Origin of the sequence: Collimonas arenae, assembly GCF_001584165.1 — a bacterium.
Taxonomy (GTDB): domain Bacteria; phylum Pseudomonadota; class Gammaproteobacteria; order Burkholderiales; family Burkholderiaceae_D; genus Collimonas; species Collimonas arenae.
In genome coordinates, this window is record NZ_CP013233.1 from 2,362,142 (window position 1) to 2,379,678 (window position 17,537).

General features: G+C 55.4%; 12 protein-coding genes and 2 pseudogenes. 3 read left to right on the forward strand and 11 right to left on the reverse strand.

The features are described from left to right. The first annotated feature begins 31 nt into the window (after positions 1 to 31). A complete protein-coding gene (locus CAter10_RS11025) occupies positions 32 to 664 on the forward strand; it encodes a response regulator (RefSeq protein ID WP_061535292.1) in 633 nt (210 codons plus the stop codon). 134 nt (positions 665 to 798) lie between these two features. Here CAter10_RS11025 and CAter10_RS23565 read toward each other — a convergent pair whose 3' ends face one another. From CAter10_RS23565 to CAter10_RS11065, 8 genes and pseudogenes are all read right to left on the reverse strand, one after another. Further along, complete coding sequence (locus CAter10_RS23565; RefSeq protein ID WP_335340217.1) at positions 799 to 2,496, reverse strand: sensor histidine kinase; 1,698 nt, start codon at positions 2,494 to 2,496, stop codon at positions 799 to 801. Positions 2,497 to 2,774: 278 nt separating this feature from the next. Next, the gene (locus CAter10_RS23570; protein ID WP_236905302.1) at positions 2,775 to 3,677 is read right to left on the reverse strand and encodes a ligand-binding sensor domain-containing protein; all 903 of its coding nucleotides are present in this window, start codon (positions 3,675 to 3,677) and stop codon (positions 2,775 to 2,777) included. A 186-nt stretch (positions 3,678 to 3,863) separates the two neighbouring features. Then, positions 3,864 to 4,085, reverse strand: a pseudogene (locus CAter10_RS11040) (hypothetical protein); the annotation flags it as partial. A 351-nt stretch (positions 4,086 to 4,436) separates the two neighbouring features. Further along, positions 4,437 to 5,702, reverse strand: coding sequence for a hypothetical protein (locus CAter10_RS11045; RefSeq protein WP_236905304.1), 1,266 nt, complete (start codon positions 5,700 to 5,702; stop codon positions 4,437 to 4,439). Positions 5,703 to 6,089: 387 nt separating this feature from the next. Further along, positions 6,090 to 6,887: a hypothetical protein gene (locus CAter10_RS11050; RefSeq protein WP_061533453.1), complete on the reverse strand. Its 798-nt coding sequence runs from the start codon at positions 6,885 to 6,887 to the stop codon at positions 6,090 to 6,092. A gap of 33 nt (positions 6,888 to 6,920) precedes the next feature. Next, positions 6,921 to 9,157: pseudogene (locus CAter10_RS11055) on the reverse strand (LamG-like jellyroll fold domain-containing protein). A gap of 277 nt (positions 9,158 to 9,434) precedes the next feature. Continuing rightward, complete coding sequence (locus tag CAter10_RS11060) at positions 9,435 to 10,247, reverse strand: WD40/YVTN/BNR-like repeat-containing protein (protein WP_061533454.1); 813 nt, start codon at positions 10,245 to 10,247, stop codon at positions 9,435 to 9,437. Beyond that, positions 10,211 to 11,611: a beta propeller repeat protein gene (locus CAter10_RS11065; protein ID WP_061533455.1), complete on the reverse strand. Its 1,401-nt coding sequence runs from the start codon at positions 11,609 to 11,611 to the stop codon at positions 10,211 to 10,213. The genes CAter10_RS11060 and CAter10_RS11065 overlap by 37 nt, the downstream gene beginning before the upstream one ends. A gap of 184 nt (positions 11,612 to 11,795) precedes the next feature. Here CAter10_RS11065 and CAter10_RS22425 point away from each other — a divergent pair, with 184 nt between their 5' ends. Continuing rightward, the gene (locus CAter10_RS22425) at positions 11,796 to 12,068 is read left to right on the forward strand and encodes a hypothetical protein (protein ID WP_128083042.1); all 273 of its coding nucleotides are present in this window, start codon (positions 11,796 to 11,798) and stop codon (positions 12,066 to 12,068) included. Positions 12,069 to 12,255: 187 nt separating this feature from the next. Here CAter10_RS22425 and CAter10_RS22820 read toward each other — a convergent pair whose 3' ends face one another. Next, positions 12,256 to 12,405, reverse strand: a complete 150-nt coding sequence (locus CAter10_RS22820) for a hypothetical protein (protein ID WP_156477097.1) — start codon at positions 12,403 to 12,405, stop codon at positions 12,256 to 12,258. 353 nt (positions 12,406 to 12,758) lie between these two features. Here CAter10_RS22820 and CAter10_RS11070 point away from each other — a divergent pair, with 353 nt between their 5' ends. Next, on the forward strand, positions 12,759 to 15,128 hold the full coding sequence (locus tag CAter10_RS11070) for a discoidin domain-containing protein (protein ID WP_231878936.1): 2,370 nt from the start codon (positions 12,759 to 12,761) through the stop codon (positions 15,126 to 15,128). A 312-nt stretch (positions 15,129 to 15,440) separates the two neighbouring features. Here CAter10_RS11070 and CAter10_RS11075 read toward each other — a convergent pair whose 3' ends face one another. Next, positions 15,441 to 16,214 (reverse strand): substrate-binding domain-containing protein, encoded by a 774-nt coding sequence (locus CAter10_RS11075; protein WP_061535294.1) that lies wholly within the window; start codon positions 16,212 to 16,214, stop codon positions 15,441 to 15,443. Between the two features lie 286 nt (positions 16,215 to 16,500). Beyond that, positions 16,501 to 17,409 (reverse strand): LysR family transcriptional regulator, encoded by a 909-nt coding sequence (locus CAter10_RS11080; protein ID WP_061533456.1) that lies wholly within the window; start codon positions 17,407 to 17,409, stop codon positions 16,501 to 16,503. Positions 17,410 to 17,537: the final 128 nt, after the last annotated feature.

The window sequence follows — 17,537 nt, forward strand, 5'->3', positions numbered from 1 at the left end:
TATTTCTATCCAAAATGAATTGGGGGGATTCATGATACGAATACTGATCGCGGACGATCACGCAATCATGCGTGAGGGATTGAAACAATTATTTGCGCTTGGCACGGAGGTGATGGTGGTGGGAGAAGCTGTCAACGGCGGGCAGGTGCTCGATGCATTGTATGCCGGCGGTATCGACCTGGTGCTGCTCGACATGACCATGCCCGGCGTCAGTGGCGTCGATCTTATTCAGCGCATCCGCGCACATGAATCCTATCCGCCGATCCTGGTTCTCAGTATGCACAATGAATTGCCGATTGCACGCCGAGCGTTGGCAGCCGGCGCATCCGGCTACCTTACCAAGGACAACAAACCGGAAACATTGATGCAAGCCATCCGCAAAGTGGTTGCGGGAGGACGTTTCATCGATCCTGAATTGGCCGAACAAATGGTTTTTGAATCAAGCAGCCCGGATCAGCGCCCGCAGCATGAACTTCTTTCCGATCGGGAGTTCCATATCCTGCTCTTGCTGGTGCGCGGGAAAAGCGTCAATCAGGTTGCCGAAGAATTATCGATCAGCAACAAGACTGTCAGCACCCACAAGGCGCGATTGATGCAAAAAATGAAATTCCAGAACAATGCTGATCTAGTACGCTACGCACTTGCCTACAATCTGATCGAGTAATTTTCGCTCATGCCTTTATCTATCCAACATTGCATCTGCGATCGGGATCGATACCCTGATCGTGGTGCCGACACCAGGCACGCTGAAAATGGCAGCCTCGCCGCCGAGCATGAGCGCCCGCTCCCGGATGCTGATCAGGCCGAACGATTTCTTTTTTGCACGCTGGTATCAAATCCCCTGCCGTTGTCGCGCACCTCCAACAGGTAATACTGTTCCTTTCTATTCAGACTGATTTCTACCTGGCTCGCTTGCGCATGTCGGCTGATATTGGTCAACGATTCCTGCGCGATGCGGAAAATGGTAGTCGCCCGCGTGTCATCCAGGACGATGTTTTCTTCACGCACATCCAGGCTGCACGGAATGCCGGTATTGTCTCTGAACTCCTGAGCCAGCCACTCCAGCGCTGACACGATCCCCATGTCCAGCGCTGACGGACGCAGCGATGCGACGACATTGCGCACCACCTTGATGGTGCCATCCACCAACGTCACCATGCGTTCTATTTTTCCTTGTAACGAGGGATTCTTCGCGCCGAACTCCAGTCCCACCACCGACACCCCCATGCGCAGCGCCGACAGGTGTTGTCCCAGTTCATCGTGTATTTCACGCGTCAGGCGCTTGCGCTCTTCTTCCCGCGACGCTTCCAGCTCATAAGCGCGTTCTCGCGCCTGCAGTTCCTTGAGCCGCTGGCGGGCGACCAGCCTGCGGACCCGGTATCGATGCATCAAGTACAGCAGCATCAGTGATAACAAGCCACAAACGACGTAGAAAGTCCTGGTTGACCACCATGGCGACAGAATCACAACCTCGACTTCCGCCGTCGGCGAATAAGCCTGCATGGCAGGATTATCAGCTGCCACTTGGAAACGATAACGGCCTGGAGGCAAAGCTGCATATCGCACCTCCGGGACGCTTGTCTTCGACCAGTCAGCTTCCAGGCCTTGCATCCGGTAACGAAAATTCAGGGTCTCACGGTTCTGGTAAGACAATGCGGCCAGTTTGAAATTGAGCGGACTGGAGCTCCAAGGCAGGCGAACAGGCTGGCCGTGAGCAACGGTTTCACCATCGCGTGCGATGCTTTCCACCAGCACATCCAGCTGCAATGGCGCGAACAGCGATTCCGGCCGCAGAATATGAGACGCGCCGCCGCTGGTTGCTACCCACATCGAGCCGTCGCTATCTTCATAAAAGGAGTTCAGGTCGGTGTCGTTCCACACCAGCCCACTTTCCTGGTTGAAAAAACGCCATTGCTTGTGATTCCATACACCGATTCCGGCGTCCGTAGATACCCACAACCAGCCACGGCTGTCTTCAAACAACGCCGTCACCGACTGATCCAGTAGCAACGAAGGCGTAACATCGTTTATTTTCAGCGCCCCATCCTGTTCGTTTGCACTCCAGACAGTCCCCGTTTCATCACCTAACCACAATGTTCCATTATGGGCACAGGCAATAGCGCTGTGCTGAAAGATTTGCGTGGCCGGCTTGGGCTTCGATTTGCGCCAATGTGTGCCGTCAAAACGCAGCAATCCCTTATCGGTGACAAACCACAGAACTCCGGCCTGATCCTGACACCCCTGGTACGCATTGATATTCTCCAAAGAAAATTCCATACCGGCTACTTTTATCGGAGCCGGATTCGATTCAGGTTGCCTGACAATGTAAATGCCGACGTTGGTAGCAATCCAGAGTTGTCCGGACTGATCGAAAAACAAATTATTGATCGACGACAGCCCTGCGATCTTGACATACGCTTTGGCGCCGCGCTCACGGCGTACCAGGAGTCCCGAGAGCGAACCGGCCCAGATATTGCCTTGCGCGTCTTCAACCATATTTCTCCACTGGTGGGAGGTGCCGCCATAGGTTTCTGGAGCGACGGCAAAATATCCATTCTTCTGCAAGATGGCTGAACCGGACCGGGTACCTACATGCAGCAAATTTTGCCGGTCGCGCAAGAACGACAGCACGACATTGTTGGGCAGGCCTTGCCTGGTAGTCCAGTTCTCCCAATTCGGATAACCTATCCAATGCACCAGCCCATGTCCCAGTGATCCGAGCCAGACGCCGCCATCGCGATCAAACAGGATGGCATTGATCCCGCCACCAACTATCAGTCCGCTGGACTCGCCGAAGGATTCCCAGCGCTTGCCGTTCCAGCGGAGGATGCCTTCGTCGTGCCGGCTAAAAATCCTGCCGGCGGCGTCTGCGGCCAGAAATGGAATTCCATTCGCCTTCTGCTGCCGGTTCTGGTCTGGCGAACGGTCCTGGAAGACATGGCCGCCAGCCGGCAATACAAACACCTTGTGATCGCTACGCACCCAGAGCATGTCTTGCCGATCATGAAGAATGGAGCGCCAATTTTCGCCTGCGGGCAAACCGCTTTCCTTCCCCAGTATCGACAGCTTCCCTTGTTCGTAATGGCACAGCGTGCGCTCGCATCCCATCCACAAATCTCCGTGCGGGCCGACATGGATACTGAAAAGTGTTTGCATCTCGGGATGAAGCGATAGTTGTCCCGCCTCGAAAATTCATGCGCCTGCCAGGAATGCCCTTGATCCCTGGATTGCACCAGCCACAAGCGATCCCCGCTGATTACCAGCAGGCGGTGCGGCCCTAGGGTGGCGAAGGTCTGTCCTTGGTAGAACTTGAACTGGACATTTTGAAATTGCATGGACACGAAACGCTGTCCCTGCCATAAGTACAAACCTTCGCTGGTGCCGACCCATAGCCGGCCGCTGCCATCCACATGCAATGTACTGACAAAAGGAGTGGGCAAGCCTTGGCGCAGTTCAAAACGCTGGAACCGCGCGCCATCGTAGCGGAACAAACCGTTCTGGGTGCCAATCCACAAATAGCCGCCAGGCTCCTGCGCCAGGGCATTGACGGCCATGTTTGTCAAACCATCCGACTGGCTGTAATAACGCAATGGCAGCTGCTGGCAAATCGCGGCCGGCGGCAGGAAAATCAACCACAGCATTACGATCAGTCGACGACGCCAGCGCAAACTCATCATACAGTTTCCTATTGTCATTTAAGGACATAAACGAGGCTGTACTGAGGATACCCTGTGCGACATGATATGGTAAAAATCCATATATAGGCATCCAATTGATGCTTGCGGCTGCCCCGATCCCCCATGGCGATCGGGACCAAAATCCAGTATCGCCCGGGAACATGCCATTGCGCCTCAAAAAAAACTCTTCAGTTCTGCAATAGAAAGTTCGCTGGTTTCATGGAGGCTGATCAGGATGGATGCGCCGACCCGCAACCGGCCATGACGAATTTTGCTGATGACAGGCGGGCTCACTTTGAGGCGGCGCGACAGCGCCGCGTCATTTTTGAGTTCCAGCTTGGCGATGACGGCGTCCAGCATCTTGTTGGCATTTATGATGTACTCATCCGCGTCGTCTGCATTCTTCATTGCGTGCCTTCGGTTGTTAACATGAAATCAGATGCATTTCCAAAAATGCAATCCTTTTATATTCCCTCGATTGAAATGTTAATCAATCCAAAGGACAGAAGGCATCAGGAAATCATGATTTTTAGGTGGGCATGCGAGAAACCGCCGTCGGGAATTCCTTACGCCGTGTCAATTAGCCGACAATCGAACGGCGTACCATCCGGCATCGTCAATCTTTTTGTCGTAACTTGTTCATCAGACCGACGCTGCACGAAAACCAACCCTCGGGAACGTCTCATCCATAGTTCAACCCGGTGACCCAAGCTGTAACGCTTGGGCAACCAGGTTGTCGCCCATGGTGCACTGCCATCGCTAGCGTAGAGTGGCGCCGCCTTGCGTAAGATACTGACTCAAGAGGCGGGCAAATTGTCCGCCGTCAGAGCTGATCGAGGTCTGGAAGGTGCCTCCGGAGCTGAAGACAATGGCGAAGGTATGGCTGTCTCCGTATTCCTGCGTGTTGCGCAGCATGTAGTCGACATGGTTGTCGCGATAGTGCTGGTTGGTGCCGCCAGGCGTGGCGGACGGAACCCCCATCGGCGTCTGCCACCACAGGATCGGGAGTCCATTGCCGAGAGCGGCGCGATAGTCCGAGATCGCGCTCTGCGATTGATGGAAATTTGGCGTAGCGATATTGGCTTCGTCCCAATAGAACGAACCAGTTCGTCCTGCACATTCCGATGGCGGTGACGCAACTTCCATGCAGCCGGCGTCTCGGTCACTTGTCTGTGCGACGATAAAATCCGCCAGATTTGCTCCGGCTGCCTGCATTTCGGTGGCGATCGCCGTCGGGGAGGTGCCCCAGAACGAAGGCGGGAATCCGAGCAACGCATTGGGCGCGATCTTTCTGCCCATCTGTACCAGGCATTGACCGACGCCGGCGGCGGTATTCGGCAGCCCGCTGCATTCGGCCTGGCTGCTGACGACGGCTGGCATTTGCGCTGGATCATGCCCGGGCGCCTGCGCCCATACAAAACCCCAGAAATCCGGCTCCAGATTGATCAGAACGGGTGCATTGAGTGCGGCAATGCGTTGGTACATCAGCCGAGCCTGCCCCCAGTAGTTGTTCATGAACGTCGCATCGTTGATTCCGCTCAAATTGCCGCCGCCGTTCTGCGCCATCTGATAAAACGTGAACATCGGGGTCGCGCCGTAGGCCTGGACAGCCTGCGCGGTGTATGTGATATACGCGCCGTCAGGGCTGTTCCAAGTAGGCCACGCGCCCGCGCCGACACCCACCAGATAAGTATCGACGATATCCGGATGAATACTCTGGCTTTGCATTTGTGTCAGCGAATTGCCCGCACCAAGTCCGACCAGCACCCGAGAAGGCTTACCGAGCTTGGCCACCAAAGCGACGGAAGCTGCGGTACTTGAAGTGCCACTGCCTGAGGTGCCACTGCCTGAGGTGCCACTGCCTGAGGTGCCACTGCCTGAAGTACCACTGCCTGAAGTACCGCTGCCTGAAGTACCACTGCCTGAAGTACCGCTGCCTGAAGTACCATCGCTTCCGCCACCGCAACCGAAAAGGAGGAATGCAAGCAGTAGTGCAGCAGCGTGTCGAAGGGTAAATATAGCCATCTAAAACTCCGTAAAATTGAAGGAATGCCAGTCGGCGCACGCGCCGCTGGTTCCGAATATCTGTCGGCGATCCGCATCAAGCTTCAACTTGAAGCGCATCCCGAACAGCAGCCGAGGTAAACGTTTTGCCAGGCGGTTCGCTTGCGTCTGAAGACGCTACGTTGTATGGCCCGGCATGATCCTCATTGCCCTCCACGAATACGCACAAACCATACCTGCCTTTGAAACATAGCCAGATATCTCGCCTCGTAAAAAAATAACACACAGCGTTAATCCAGCTTCACAGTAAAAAAGTCAGTTGCCCTGTTTTGTCCAGAAATTGACGTAAAGTGCCCTTCTTCTGGACAGTTACAGATCGGGTACGTGCTCCCTGGCAGGTATCCGAATTCACTGACTGAGGCGACCCGAGGCTCCCTGCATAGAAAACTCAATAGGTAACGTCGGCGTGGAAATCAAATTGTCTAATCCCGCCCGTTCTATCGCAGAAATCATTGCTTGATAGCCTTCTTTATTGTCCGGGTACAGCAATACAACAGAAAAATCCTTATCCACCGGATCGTTCGGCCCAACGACGATAGCTTCCGCTCCGGCTGCACGGAGTTGCGAAGCAATTGTCTGTGCGCGTTGTTCGAACGCGAATATAGCGCCTACATGTCGACGCTTGGCGTTGGGTTCTTGTTGGCTGTAAGTGAATTTTTCAGATGTGGGTAGTGCCTTCGCCAGTTCTGATGTGACAAGCTCTTGAGTACGTGAAGCAGCAGCTTGATCGTTTACGGCATTTGAATGTACCGTCTCTATCCGATACTCATTGCCATCAACAAGCACCAATGTCAGCCCTCGTTCCTGAAGTGATTTTTGGAACTGGGCAAAAATCTCGTCGGGTGAAAGTGGCTCGCTTGAGCCAAGGTTAATTGTGCCTCCTACTCCTGGGGATAAATGAATCGAACGACCGGAATACTGACTGACCAGACGTGTTGCATCCGGCAATCCGATGTCTCGCCAAATGACATAAAACCGGTCACCGCAAAAGACCGCTGTCGCATGTGAAAACGATAAAAGCGCAACTAGATATATGGTGCTCTTTTTAAATATTGAAAACTGAAACATCACTCCAAACAATTTTTTTGGCGTTATCGCAGTGGCAATCTGCGGGTAAATTTCCGGCGAAAGTTTAACTGCCGGCATGTGTTTGCGAGGCACATGCCAGCAGTCGAAACATCACATCAACGCAGCGATCTGCGCCGCACTCAAGGCGCCCGATAAATGCGGAAATCATCTATCAAGCCGTTGAAGTACGGATCGGCGGCGAACTGCGACCGCCCGATCCAGTTCTGACCAGTGCCGCCCAGATGGAACGGCGCCAGGAACATTGAGGGATTACTGCCTACTGGGCTGCCGTCTAGGTACAAGGTCCCGCCGTTACCCGACAGAGTAACGGCGACATGCACCCATTGCCCGAGCGCCAATGGCGTATTGCTGTCGATCCCTAGCTCACCGCTGGGTCCATTGACCGTGATTGCAAAGCGTGGGAGTCCACTGTTGCTGCGTGCCGTCAGCATCATGTACCGGCCGGTACCAGAACCGAAATCGAAGATACGCGCCCATTTTTCGGATGAACTCCAGAACACCCATGCCGCGACGGTGATATCCGCCACGTCGCTCACAATATCGGCAGGCAGGCTGACATAGCCGTTACTGCCGTTCAGCGACACGGCTCCCCCCTTTTTGCCACTGGTCCAGCTAGCACCGTTGACCAGCGCCCCGGGATGCCCCTTACCGCTAGAATCAGCGGCTGTAATGCCACTACCGTCGTCGAACGCCAGGTAGGCCAGCATTTGCACTGCCGTGACCGCTGTCGCCTCGTTCGATGCGGCGCTGACGCCGGATGGCGTCAGCGCGGTGATTACGTAATAATAGGTGCCTGCGGCAAGTCCGCTGTCGGTATAAGTGAGCAAATCGCTGATACCGGTCGCCACGGTTTTATATGGGCCGCCAGCAACCGTGCCTCGCATGACATTGTAACTGCGGGCATAGGCGCTCCCCCACCACGACAGCCGCACCTGTCCCTGGCTCACATTCGCCGTCAGGCCGCTCGGTGCCACGCCACTTGCAATTGGATCGCGAGTGCAGGTCAGCGTGCCATAACCCAGTTGATCGTAGCCGCCGCTATTAGGGCCGTAATTACCGCCGCCGCCTTCCGGGTTAAGCTCGCTCCGGCCTGTAAATTTCTGGCAATAAGGCGCAGCCAATCCCTTGCGATTGACGTAATGGTTATAGACCAGCGCCCATCCAGGCCGCGCGAGGCCTTGGCTGCCGGTCGCAAAAGCGGTCTGGTTGACATGATCGATATTATTGTAAGTGACATAGGGCACCGTATAAAACGTATTGCCCGATTCGATCAAGTTAGCCTTGGCGACGTATTCGGCGCCAGCAAGAAAGCGGTTGTTATCGTAACCGTACAAGTCAACTCCCTGGTTCCAGGCCATCTCGCAAATCGGCCCCATCAACGCGATGCCCAACGTGTTGTGGCCTTGGTCCCGGCCGGTTTCCTGCCACTGTCCCAGGTAACCTGGATGCATGTAATAGATGGCTTGTGAAGCGGCACCGTTGCCTGCACCGTTCTTGAAATAATCAACCGCCTCATTGAACATGGCATGGTCGTCGCATAGCACCCCGATAGCCATGATCGAGGCCATATTGCACAAATCCCAGTTGGCCCAATAGTGAGTCACTTCGGTGCCGTTGTGGCGGGTAAGAAAATCATGGTTGATGGGGTAAAAGACGGTCCGCATCATGTTCTGGAATCGGGCAAGATCGGCGGTCGCCCAGCCGCTGTAAGAGCGCATGATTTCGGCCGCATTGGCGAATTCGTAGCCGTAGAGACCGGCGGCCAGGTCGACATTCGAATTACCCCCTAATAGCGTGAGCGTCGACGACCAGGCATTCAGGATTGCAACAGCTTTGTCGGCATAGGCAGTATCGCCCAAAATTTTCCAGCGCAGTGCACAAGCATAGGCAGCGGCAATGTCGTTATAGAGAAGCGAGTAATTCTCCGCATGCACGCCGTCGCTACCACGATAAATCGCTGCCTGAGGGCGAGGCGTATAGCCCAGGCTGGCATGGCTGTTCGCGATCAAGACATTCCAGCCATCGATCCATGGCGATGCCTTCGCTTTCACTTTCTGGCTCATGCGGTCAAAATCAGCTTGCGTGTGCAGCAGGCCCGGATGAACAAACGTATCGCTAACGGAAGTCGATGCGGTTTCCGTTGTCGTCGTGGCAGGTGCCTGCCCCGAGCTTGCAGGAGTGGCTGGGGCCGTTGCCGAATTGGTCGTCGGCCCCGCGGTCGCGGCAGGCGAACTGCTACCGGCTGCGGCCGCTGTATCGCTGCCGCCACTACCGCAACCAGCCAGCAACAGGATGCCGATACTGGACATGAAATTACGACGCGTCATGCCGTTGGTATCCGGTGAGTCGAAAGTGATGTCGTTTGTGTCAGGACGTGCCAGTGAAAGTTTTTCGTCGTCATCGATCCTTTGATTATTCATGCTCAAGCCTTTTCATCTAATTGAATGTCTATTTGGTCGCGATAAGCGACATGCCGAGGTTTCGCAATTTGTTTGCGGTTATATTCAGACGGCCATATGGCCACGACATCCATGTCAGGTTCAATAGAACACGCTGGAGTGCCCGCAATTCAGTTCAGCGACACTCCAGATTAACGAAACCAACTCAGTAGTTGTAGTCAATTCCCCGACCAGCCAGGAACACCCGGCCATAGACGCTGGTATCAGCCACGATCCGCGCAACACCGCCATACCGGTGATTATCGTCGTCGATACGGATCCAGGTGATACCCTGATCGTCGGACCGATAAACCGCATCCTTCCCATTGATCGTGCCAACGAGATAGACAGTCGACGAGTAGCTGGAACCCGCGGCAGGCACCCCCAGAGCGACCTTGATGGCACCATGCACATTCGTGAATTCCGCTCCCACGGTTGCCATTGCCGTCAGCTTCTTCCATGTGACCCCGGAGTCAACGGAATGCCACAGATTGTTCGCATCCGCCAGCCAGACATCGCCCTCGGTGAAAGGATTTACGGCCAGATCGGTCATGCCGTTGCCGTTAGGGTTCCAGGTTTGCGAACTGGCGGTGAAGGTGTGCCCTCCATCCTTTGAGTAGTAGAACTTCCCAGAATTTGCGGGATACCACCAGTTTCCGCCGTGTTCGTAGGCATAGACCTTGAGCGGATTTTTTCGGTCGGCGGCAATGTGATAAGCCACTGCCGGAGGCGGAAGATTAGTTGCCGTCCAGCTGTTCCCATTATTGGTGGTGTAGTAAGGAACCTGACCCGTGATCGCCCAGATCACATTGGAACCATCAGCCGTTACCACCACTTTGGATTCATCTCCAGAAGCCGATGCGGACGGAGGCAAGGTCGGGAAGTTCCTCCAGGTGATGCCGGAGTCGGTTGAATATGCTCCTTTGGACGTAGCAAAAGTACCTACGGCCGCAATGTAGGCCGGATTATTCCAGGCCATGTCGATTCCCGTCCCATTCCCGCCGCTCCAAAGGGGGATGCACCCACGTTGGGTGACCGGGTCGGCGCGGCAGTCAAGAATGTGTGGACGAAAATGCCGGTATCACCGTGACCGCTGGCCAGAATGTACGAAGCTCCCGGTGGCGGCGCCATCATGTCGAGGTTGACCATTTCCTCAATCCCGTTGACGTCAACGGTCCAATGCGGAGTCAGTGTCGAGAAGGCTTCGCTTGTCGACCAGACTCCGCCGCCGGTCACATAGGACACATGATTGGGATTGAACGGATCGATCTTCAGGTCGTCGATCCAACCCCAGTAACTCGGGCTGGCCGCGCCGTAGGTCCCGCTTGCATCGTGATAATTGTGGGAGCCATTGGAGTCACCCGACCTGCCAATTTCGGCCCAAGTCTGGCCACCGTCGGCGGAACGCATCACAATCTGTACCCAGCCAGCGTCCCCCCATGTACCAGATACGCCAAAAGCAATTTTTGTCGCCGAACCGGTACCATAAACCGAAAGACCTCCGATGCCGCCATAGTATCCAGAGCCGGAGGAGATCAGTTGCGTCCAATTCTTGCCATCGAACTTATAAAGAAACGAAGGCGCAGCGCTACCGGGACCCGAGCCTGTGGTGAAAGGTACATAGAGCATTCCATCAGCGGCGCGTGCCAGGTGCGGAATATGAACCTGGTTGCTTCCTATGGCGCTCGTAACAGCGCTGGGAGTTGCGACTGCCGCCCAAGTGGCTCCGCCATCGGTCGACTTGTAGAGGTAGGAAGACAGTCCCGAAAGGCCTTTGTAGTCAGGGGCGATGCCGACGTAGATGGTTTGGGTAGGGTTTCCCGTAGGCGTGAAACCCGTCGTTGGGACAGTCGTGTCAAAGACAACGAACTCCACGCCAACGGGGCTTCCGCCGTTGGAACTAGTGATGTCGTTAGCCGTCATCACATATGGAGACAGCGACGTGACCTGGCTCCAATTTATCCCGTAATTCGTGCTCTTCCAAAGCCCTGCCGTCCGCGATGCATAAAACAGCGTCGAAGGGAGATTGGGGTCGACCATCAAGCGTTCACCGATCGCCCGCCCCTGGTTATTCGAACCGACCGGGAACGGCAGACCCACGTAATTCCAGGTATTGCCTTGATTGGACGAATAATAGAATCGTCCGTTTCCATTCGTGACAGACATGCTCGTCGTCATGTACACCTTATTTGCATTCGTCGGGTCGAGGGCCATGCTCTCGGCGCCTTCATTGCTTCCATCCAGTCGACCAAAACCATCGGTGAGCGCAGTCCACGCAGAAATACCATTGTCCCACCGGTATACGCCGGCGACATCCGTTCGCGCGTAGCGCAGATTGGCCACAGTTGGATGGTAGATGACGCCAGGGACATATCCTCCTCCGCCCATCTTTACATTTGCCCAACCTGTGGGGGGAGCCACAGATCCCGGGGTACTAGGCGAACCGGGAGAACCGGGAGATCCGCCAGCACCGCCTGGTGAGGTGTTACCCGACCCATTGGTCGGAGTAGAGCCGGTGGCAGTTGGGATGGATACTGTACCAGTTGAAGATGAGCCGGTGCCATTTGAGGTCGAGTTGACGCCGGTTGATGAGGAGCCTGTGCCAGCATCACTTGAGCCGCCGCCGCACGCGCTGAGTATCGCGCAGGCAGAAATCGTTATAAAAAGATGTTTTCTTAAAGTAGATGTCATATTTGTCGCATGCCATAGTTGTCACGTGGCAACGTTTGTAGCACTATCCATGCCACATCAAATGGCTGACACGCAATCTAATGAATCCAGGCGAACCCGCGGGAAATGATCCGCAGTCGTGCCATTTGGACATGGACAAAATTTGACCGAAAAAATAAAAACTGACAAATTTTGTTAGCGCTAACACCAGACCACATAGCTGGGTTTAACTTGGAGAGACTCGAATAACCGCACTCAACATTCGAAACAACGAAAATCCAATTTGTCGATTGTCTGTTGAATTGACCTGCTCTGTTTCACGCACCCGCTATCTTCCGCAGCGCGATGGCCTCCGGCTCAAAGTTAAGAGCGATGGCGCGGTAGCGCGGCTGTTCAAAGTTATGACCATGGATTTCGCCAAGAGAAAATTTGTCAAATTTTTCGTCCATCGGCGAAATTTGATTCATAGCCGAGCTGCACAACTGCGGATCATTTTTTTTGGGAGAGAGCATTCCGCTGCGTGCGGGCCATTCGATGTGGCACGGATAGTGCTATCGACGTTGCCGCAAACCAACTATCGCATGCGACAAATATGACATCTGCTTTAAGAAAACATCTTTTTATAACGATTTCTGCCTGCGCGATACTCAGCGCTTGCGGCGGCGAACCGATGGGGAGTGCCCAGATGGGAGGCAGCTCTGTTGGAACTACTTTAGGCGTAAGCACCCCAGTAGGAAGCACCCCAGTAGGAAGCACCTCAGTTGGAAACACCGCAACGGAAAGCACCCCAGTAGGAAGTGTCCCAACAGGAGGCGCCCCAGTGGGAGATTCCCCAACGGTCCGCGTTTTCTCGCATCCAGGCGCTCCACTTACCCTATCGGATCTCAAGGCTCTCAAGGCGTACGTCGACCAAGGCAGGCAGCCGTGGAAGTCTGCCTACGACCTGTTGGCGAAGGATGGCAAGGCCCAGCTCACCTACGGCATGGCTGGTCCGTTCGCGAAAGTGAGTCGCGCCCCCAACGAGAATCTCTGGCCTTGGCGCAACGACATGGTCGCGATCTGGAATCTCTCGCGGATGTGGTATTTCACCCAGGACGATCGATACGCGAAGAAGGCGCGCGAGATCCTGATGGCGTGGGCCACCACCCAGACTGAGTTCTCGGGTCGCGAGTCGATGCTCGATCTGGGCGACTATGCTTATCTGTTCGTGGGCGGCGCGGACATCCTGCGCGGCACATGGTCGGGCTGGACGGAGGCCGACACGGCGACCGTTAAGAAGTACTTCAAAAATGTCCTGATACCAGCATCGAACCCCTACGGAGAAAGCCAGTTCGGCGCTGCCAACAAAGGCGCACTGGCCCTCGCCGCTCTTGGACTGATGGCGATCTACAACGACGACGCCGAGGCGCTGGACAAGGTCGTTTATCAGACCCGCACGCTCGCCCATATTGGACTGCGCAATTCCAACGACATCGGCATGCTAGGCGACTACCTCCGCGACCAAGGGCACGCCTATGGGCAGCTCAAGTCGCTGACCATGCTCGCCGAGGCGCTCTGGAAACAAGGTATCGACATCTATTCTGATCTTGACGACCGCCTGCTGGTGGCAGGCGAATATTTCGCGAGGGTGAACGAGCTCGTCCCAACGACAGCCTTACCTTTCGGCACCACCGATCGCTACTACCTCACCGACATCACCGGGCACGGCTGGAACGGTGCCAATGGCGGGAACATAGCGCTCAATCAGATTTATGGCGCCTACGTCCTCCGCAAGGGCCTCCAGGCACCCTTCATCGCGCAGAGACGCCTCTGGATGCCGGTGGACGGCGACAGCTTCATGTTCCTCAAGGACTCCGACACCTCGAAGGCGACGCCCGGGTCGAAGCTTCCCCTCCCCTCGACCACCTCGATCACCTCTGGATTCAGTAGTGCTGATATCGGAGGTGCCACCCCGGCCGGCACGGCCACTTACTCCGGCGGCAAGTGGACCGTGGAGGGAGGTGGCGCCGATATCTGGGCCGCAAACGACAGTTGCCACTTCACCTACAAGGCCATCACCGGCAACGGCGCCATCATTGCGAAAGTCGAGTCAATCCAGAACACCAGCCTGTCCGCAAAGGCTGGCGTGATGATGCGCACCAGCCTTGAGCAAGGGGCTCCCCGCGCCTGGATGGCCATCACCAACAAAAACCAGGCCGAACAGAATATGCCGAAGCTCGCGGTGTATGGTGGGACAAACTACGGGAACAAAGCCTTCGATATCGCCAGTTCCACGCCCTCGTACTGGGTGAAGCTCGAGCGCATCGGGAACATCATCACCGGCTACGTTTCTCCCGATGGCACCAACTGGGCCGCCACCGATGTCGGCCGCATCGACGCCCCCGTTCCCGACACGATCTATGTCGGTCTTGTGGTCTCCTCAGCCGCCAATGGCACCCTGAACAGCTCCACCTTCAGCAACGTCCAGATCACCGGCGGCGACGGCGGTGCACCGATCGCCACCCCCGCGGCGCCCGCCATGCTGCTCGCCTCGCCTGGCGATGGCGCCGTCCCGCTGCACTGGCAGCCTTCCTTTGGCGCCACCAGCTACACGGTCAAACGCTCCACCTTCAGCGGTGGACCATCCTCAACCATCGCGTCGGGTGTCAGCGGCAGCAGTTACACGGACAAGTCGGTGATCAACGGCACGACCTACTACTACACCGTCACGGCAACTAACTCCGCAGGCACGAGCGGTAATTCTCCCGCGGACAGCGCCACACCGGTTCGTCCGATGGTGTACGTCGCCACGGGCGGCACCGCCAACGACAGTGCGAACAACCCGACCAACGCCAGAAGCGCCTTCGACCAAAACTCGGCGACGCAATGGTTCTACTCGGGCGTCAGCGGCTGGCTGCAGTATGACCTCGGCCGCGCGGAGATCGTCCAACGCTATACAGTCATCAGCTCCAACGACAAGGTCGCGCGCGATCCAAAGAACTGGCAGTTCCAGGGCTCCAACGACGGCATTAACTGGACGACGCTCGACACGCAAAGCAACCAGGCGTTCGCCGAACGCTTCCAGCTGAAAAACTACGCGGTCGCAAGCCCGGCCTCCTATCGCTACTACCGGCTCAACATCACGGCCAATAATGGCGACAGCACATTTACGGATCTCGCAGAATTTGGGCTGTTCGCCTCCAAACCGTAGTGAACCCGATACTCGATTGACGCCAGGAGAATGCGAGTAACGGGGAGCTCGCGACCGGTTTCCTCGCAATGCCGGTCGCGAACGCCAACCTCATCACGATCATCAAGACGTTGTCTCAGAAAACGGAAAAATCGCATGCTTAGCTTGGAGTTAAGGGTGCAACGTTGGCTGTGATAAAGATATCTGGCGACTTATCACCTGAGAAGTCATTTTTTCCAGAATGCATTGGGCTGAAAATACTTGGGCGGCTCGGATGATCATCCAAAGCAAGTCAATGGCGCACGAGGCCACGTCTTTTTGCAGGAAATGTTACTACTTCGGATCCAGTCCGCTATTGCTCACATCTGCGCGCGCCTCGGGCGACGCCAGGTAGCGGATCAGTGCACGAGCGGCATCCGGATGCTTGGCGCCAACGGGAATGCCGGCTGAGAAGGTGGTGATGCTTTGCACCTGCTCTGGAATCTTGCCGACAAACTCAATGCCCTTCACTGGCAGAATTTCGCTTACCTGCTGAAAGCCCAGTTCGTATTCGCCGCTGGCCACCAGCGTTGCGACCGGGATTTTCTGAATCATGTGCGCTTTGGGCTTAACCTGCTCTTCAATGCCCAGTTTCTTGAACAGCTCGCGTTCAATGTAGACACCGCTTGCACTATCGGAGTAGGCGATCGATTTCGCATGCAGTAGGGCCGACTTCAACTCCTCCACCGTGCGAATGTCCGGCTTTGTGCTGCCAGCCTTGATCGCCACGCCGATACGGGAATCGGCCAGGTCGACGCGACTGTCGGCCATCACCTTGCCCTGCTTGATCAGATCGCCCAAGGCATAGCCGACCATGATGACGACGTCGGCCGGCTCGCCCCGCTCCAGGCGGTTGGGAATGGCTTCCGGCGCCTTGCCCATTGACGGCCCCCAAGCGGTTACCAACGTGTGACCTGTAGCCGCTTCAAATTTTGGCTGTAATGCTTTATAGGCGGCGGTAAAGCCGCCCGAATTCATCACATTGATTTCATCCGCTTGCGTCGCACCGGACCACAAGGCAAGGCTGAGCAAGCTGAGAGCGAATAGCCGGGACAGGATCTGTTTGATATGCACGATTTTTTCTCCTACTTTTCTAAATTCAATAACTAGCGAGTTTGGCGAGTTATTATCAGGAACGTAATTGCTAAAGTAAAATGCAGAATTCTTTACCTTTAATGCGCCACAAGCATCAATCGGGAATTTGGCCACTGCGTTTTGAGTGAAGCGTCCTGCAGATCATGGAGATGGTGGCAGAACAAGGTAGTGGCTGGGCGCGACGCTGAATGTTCGCGACTAACGCTGTCGCGCCGCGCGTCTAGTTGGAGGGAGAGACTTGGTACGACATACTGGTGCACTATTGTCGCGATCGTCGCGGCGAGGTTTTTTCGATCATCTGGTACAACTGGCGTGCCGAAGGCGGTAGCTCATGCCCGCGTCGGCGAATCAGCCCAACTGTCCGATCTACGCTCGGCTCCACTAACTGCACCGATGTGAGTGTGGCATGCTCGCCTTGCGGCATGGATAGCCGAGGCACGACCGCAACACCAAGTCCGGTTTCCACCATGCCCAACAAGGTCGATACATGCCTGGCCTCATAGCACCAACTCAGTCTTACATCTGTATTTGCCAGCGCCAGATCCATCAACAATCGATTGCCACTACTCTTGTCTACTGTCATAAAGTCATGTTGTCCGAGTTCCGCCCAAGTCACTTTACGTTTTTTTGCGAGCGGATGATCGCGTCGGCAAGCCGCAACGAAAGACTCTTTCAAAATCACCTGGAAATCGATCGCAGGCTCCTGTGTGCCGATAATATTTATGCCGAAATCCGCCTCGCCGCGCGCTACGCTTTCCAACACCGCGTTGGCACTGTCGTCGATGATACGCACGCGAATTTTCGGGTATTGCTCACGGTAAGCCCGTAGCACATTCGGCAAAAAATAATAGACCGCCGACGGAACGCAGGCAATAACGACTTCACCAACTTGCGATGCGGCCACTTCATGCATGCTAAGCAAAGAATTTTCAAGGTCGTCGAGCAATGTGCGTGCCTTGCGGGAAAAATCTTTACCTACTGCGGTCAAGCTGACACTGCGTGTCGTCCGTTCAAACAGCCTTACCCCCAGGGCAATTTCAAGTTTTTCCACACGTCGACTGAGTGCCGGCTGCGACAGGTGTATCGAATCTGCCGCCGCGCGAAAGCTGCCTAGTTCGGCTACAGCGACAAAGGCGCGCAAATCGCCTAAATCAAAATTCATGTTCATAACGCATCAATCACAAGAAATTTTGCAAAATACAGATCGATACGATAACGAGAAACTCTATCCATGGCAAGTCACCCTTACCGGGAGTAGCAACAAGGGCCCAGAGCTGAAATCCTGCGCAAAGCAGC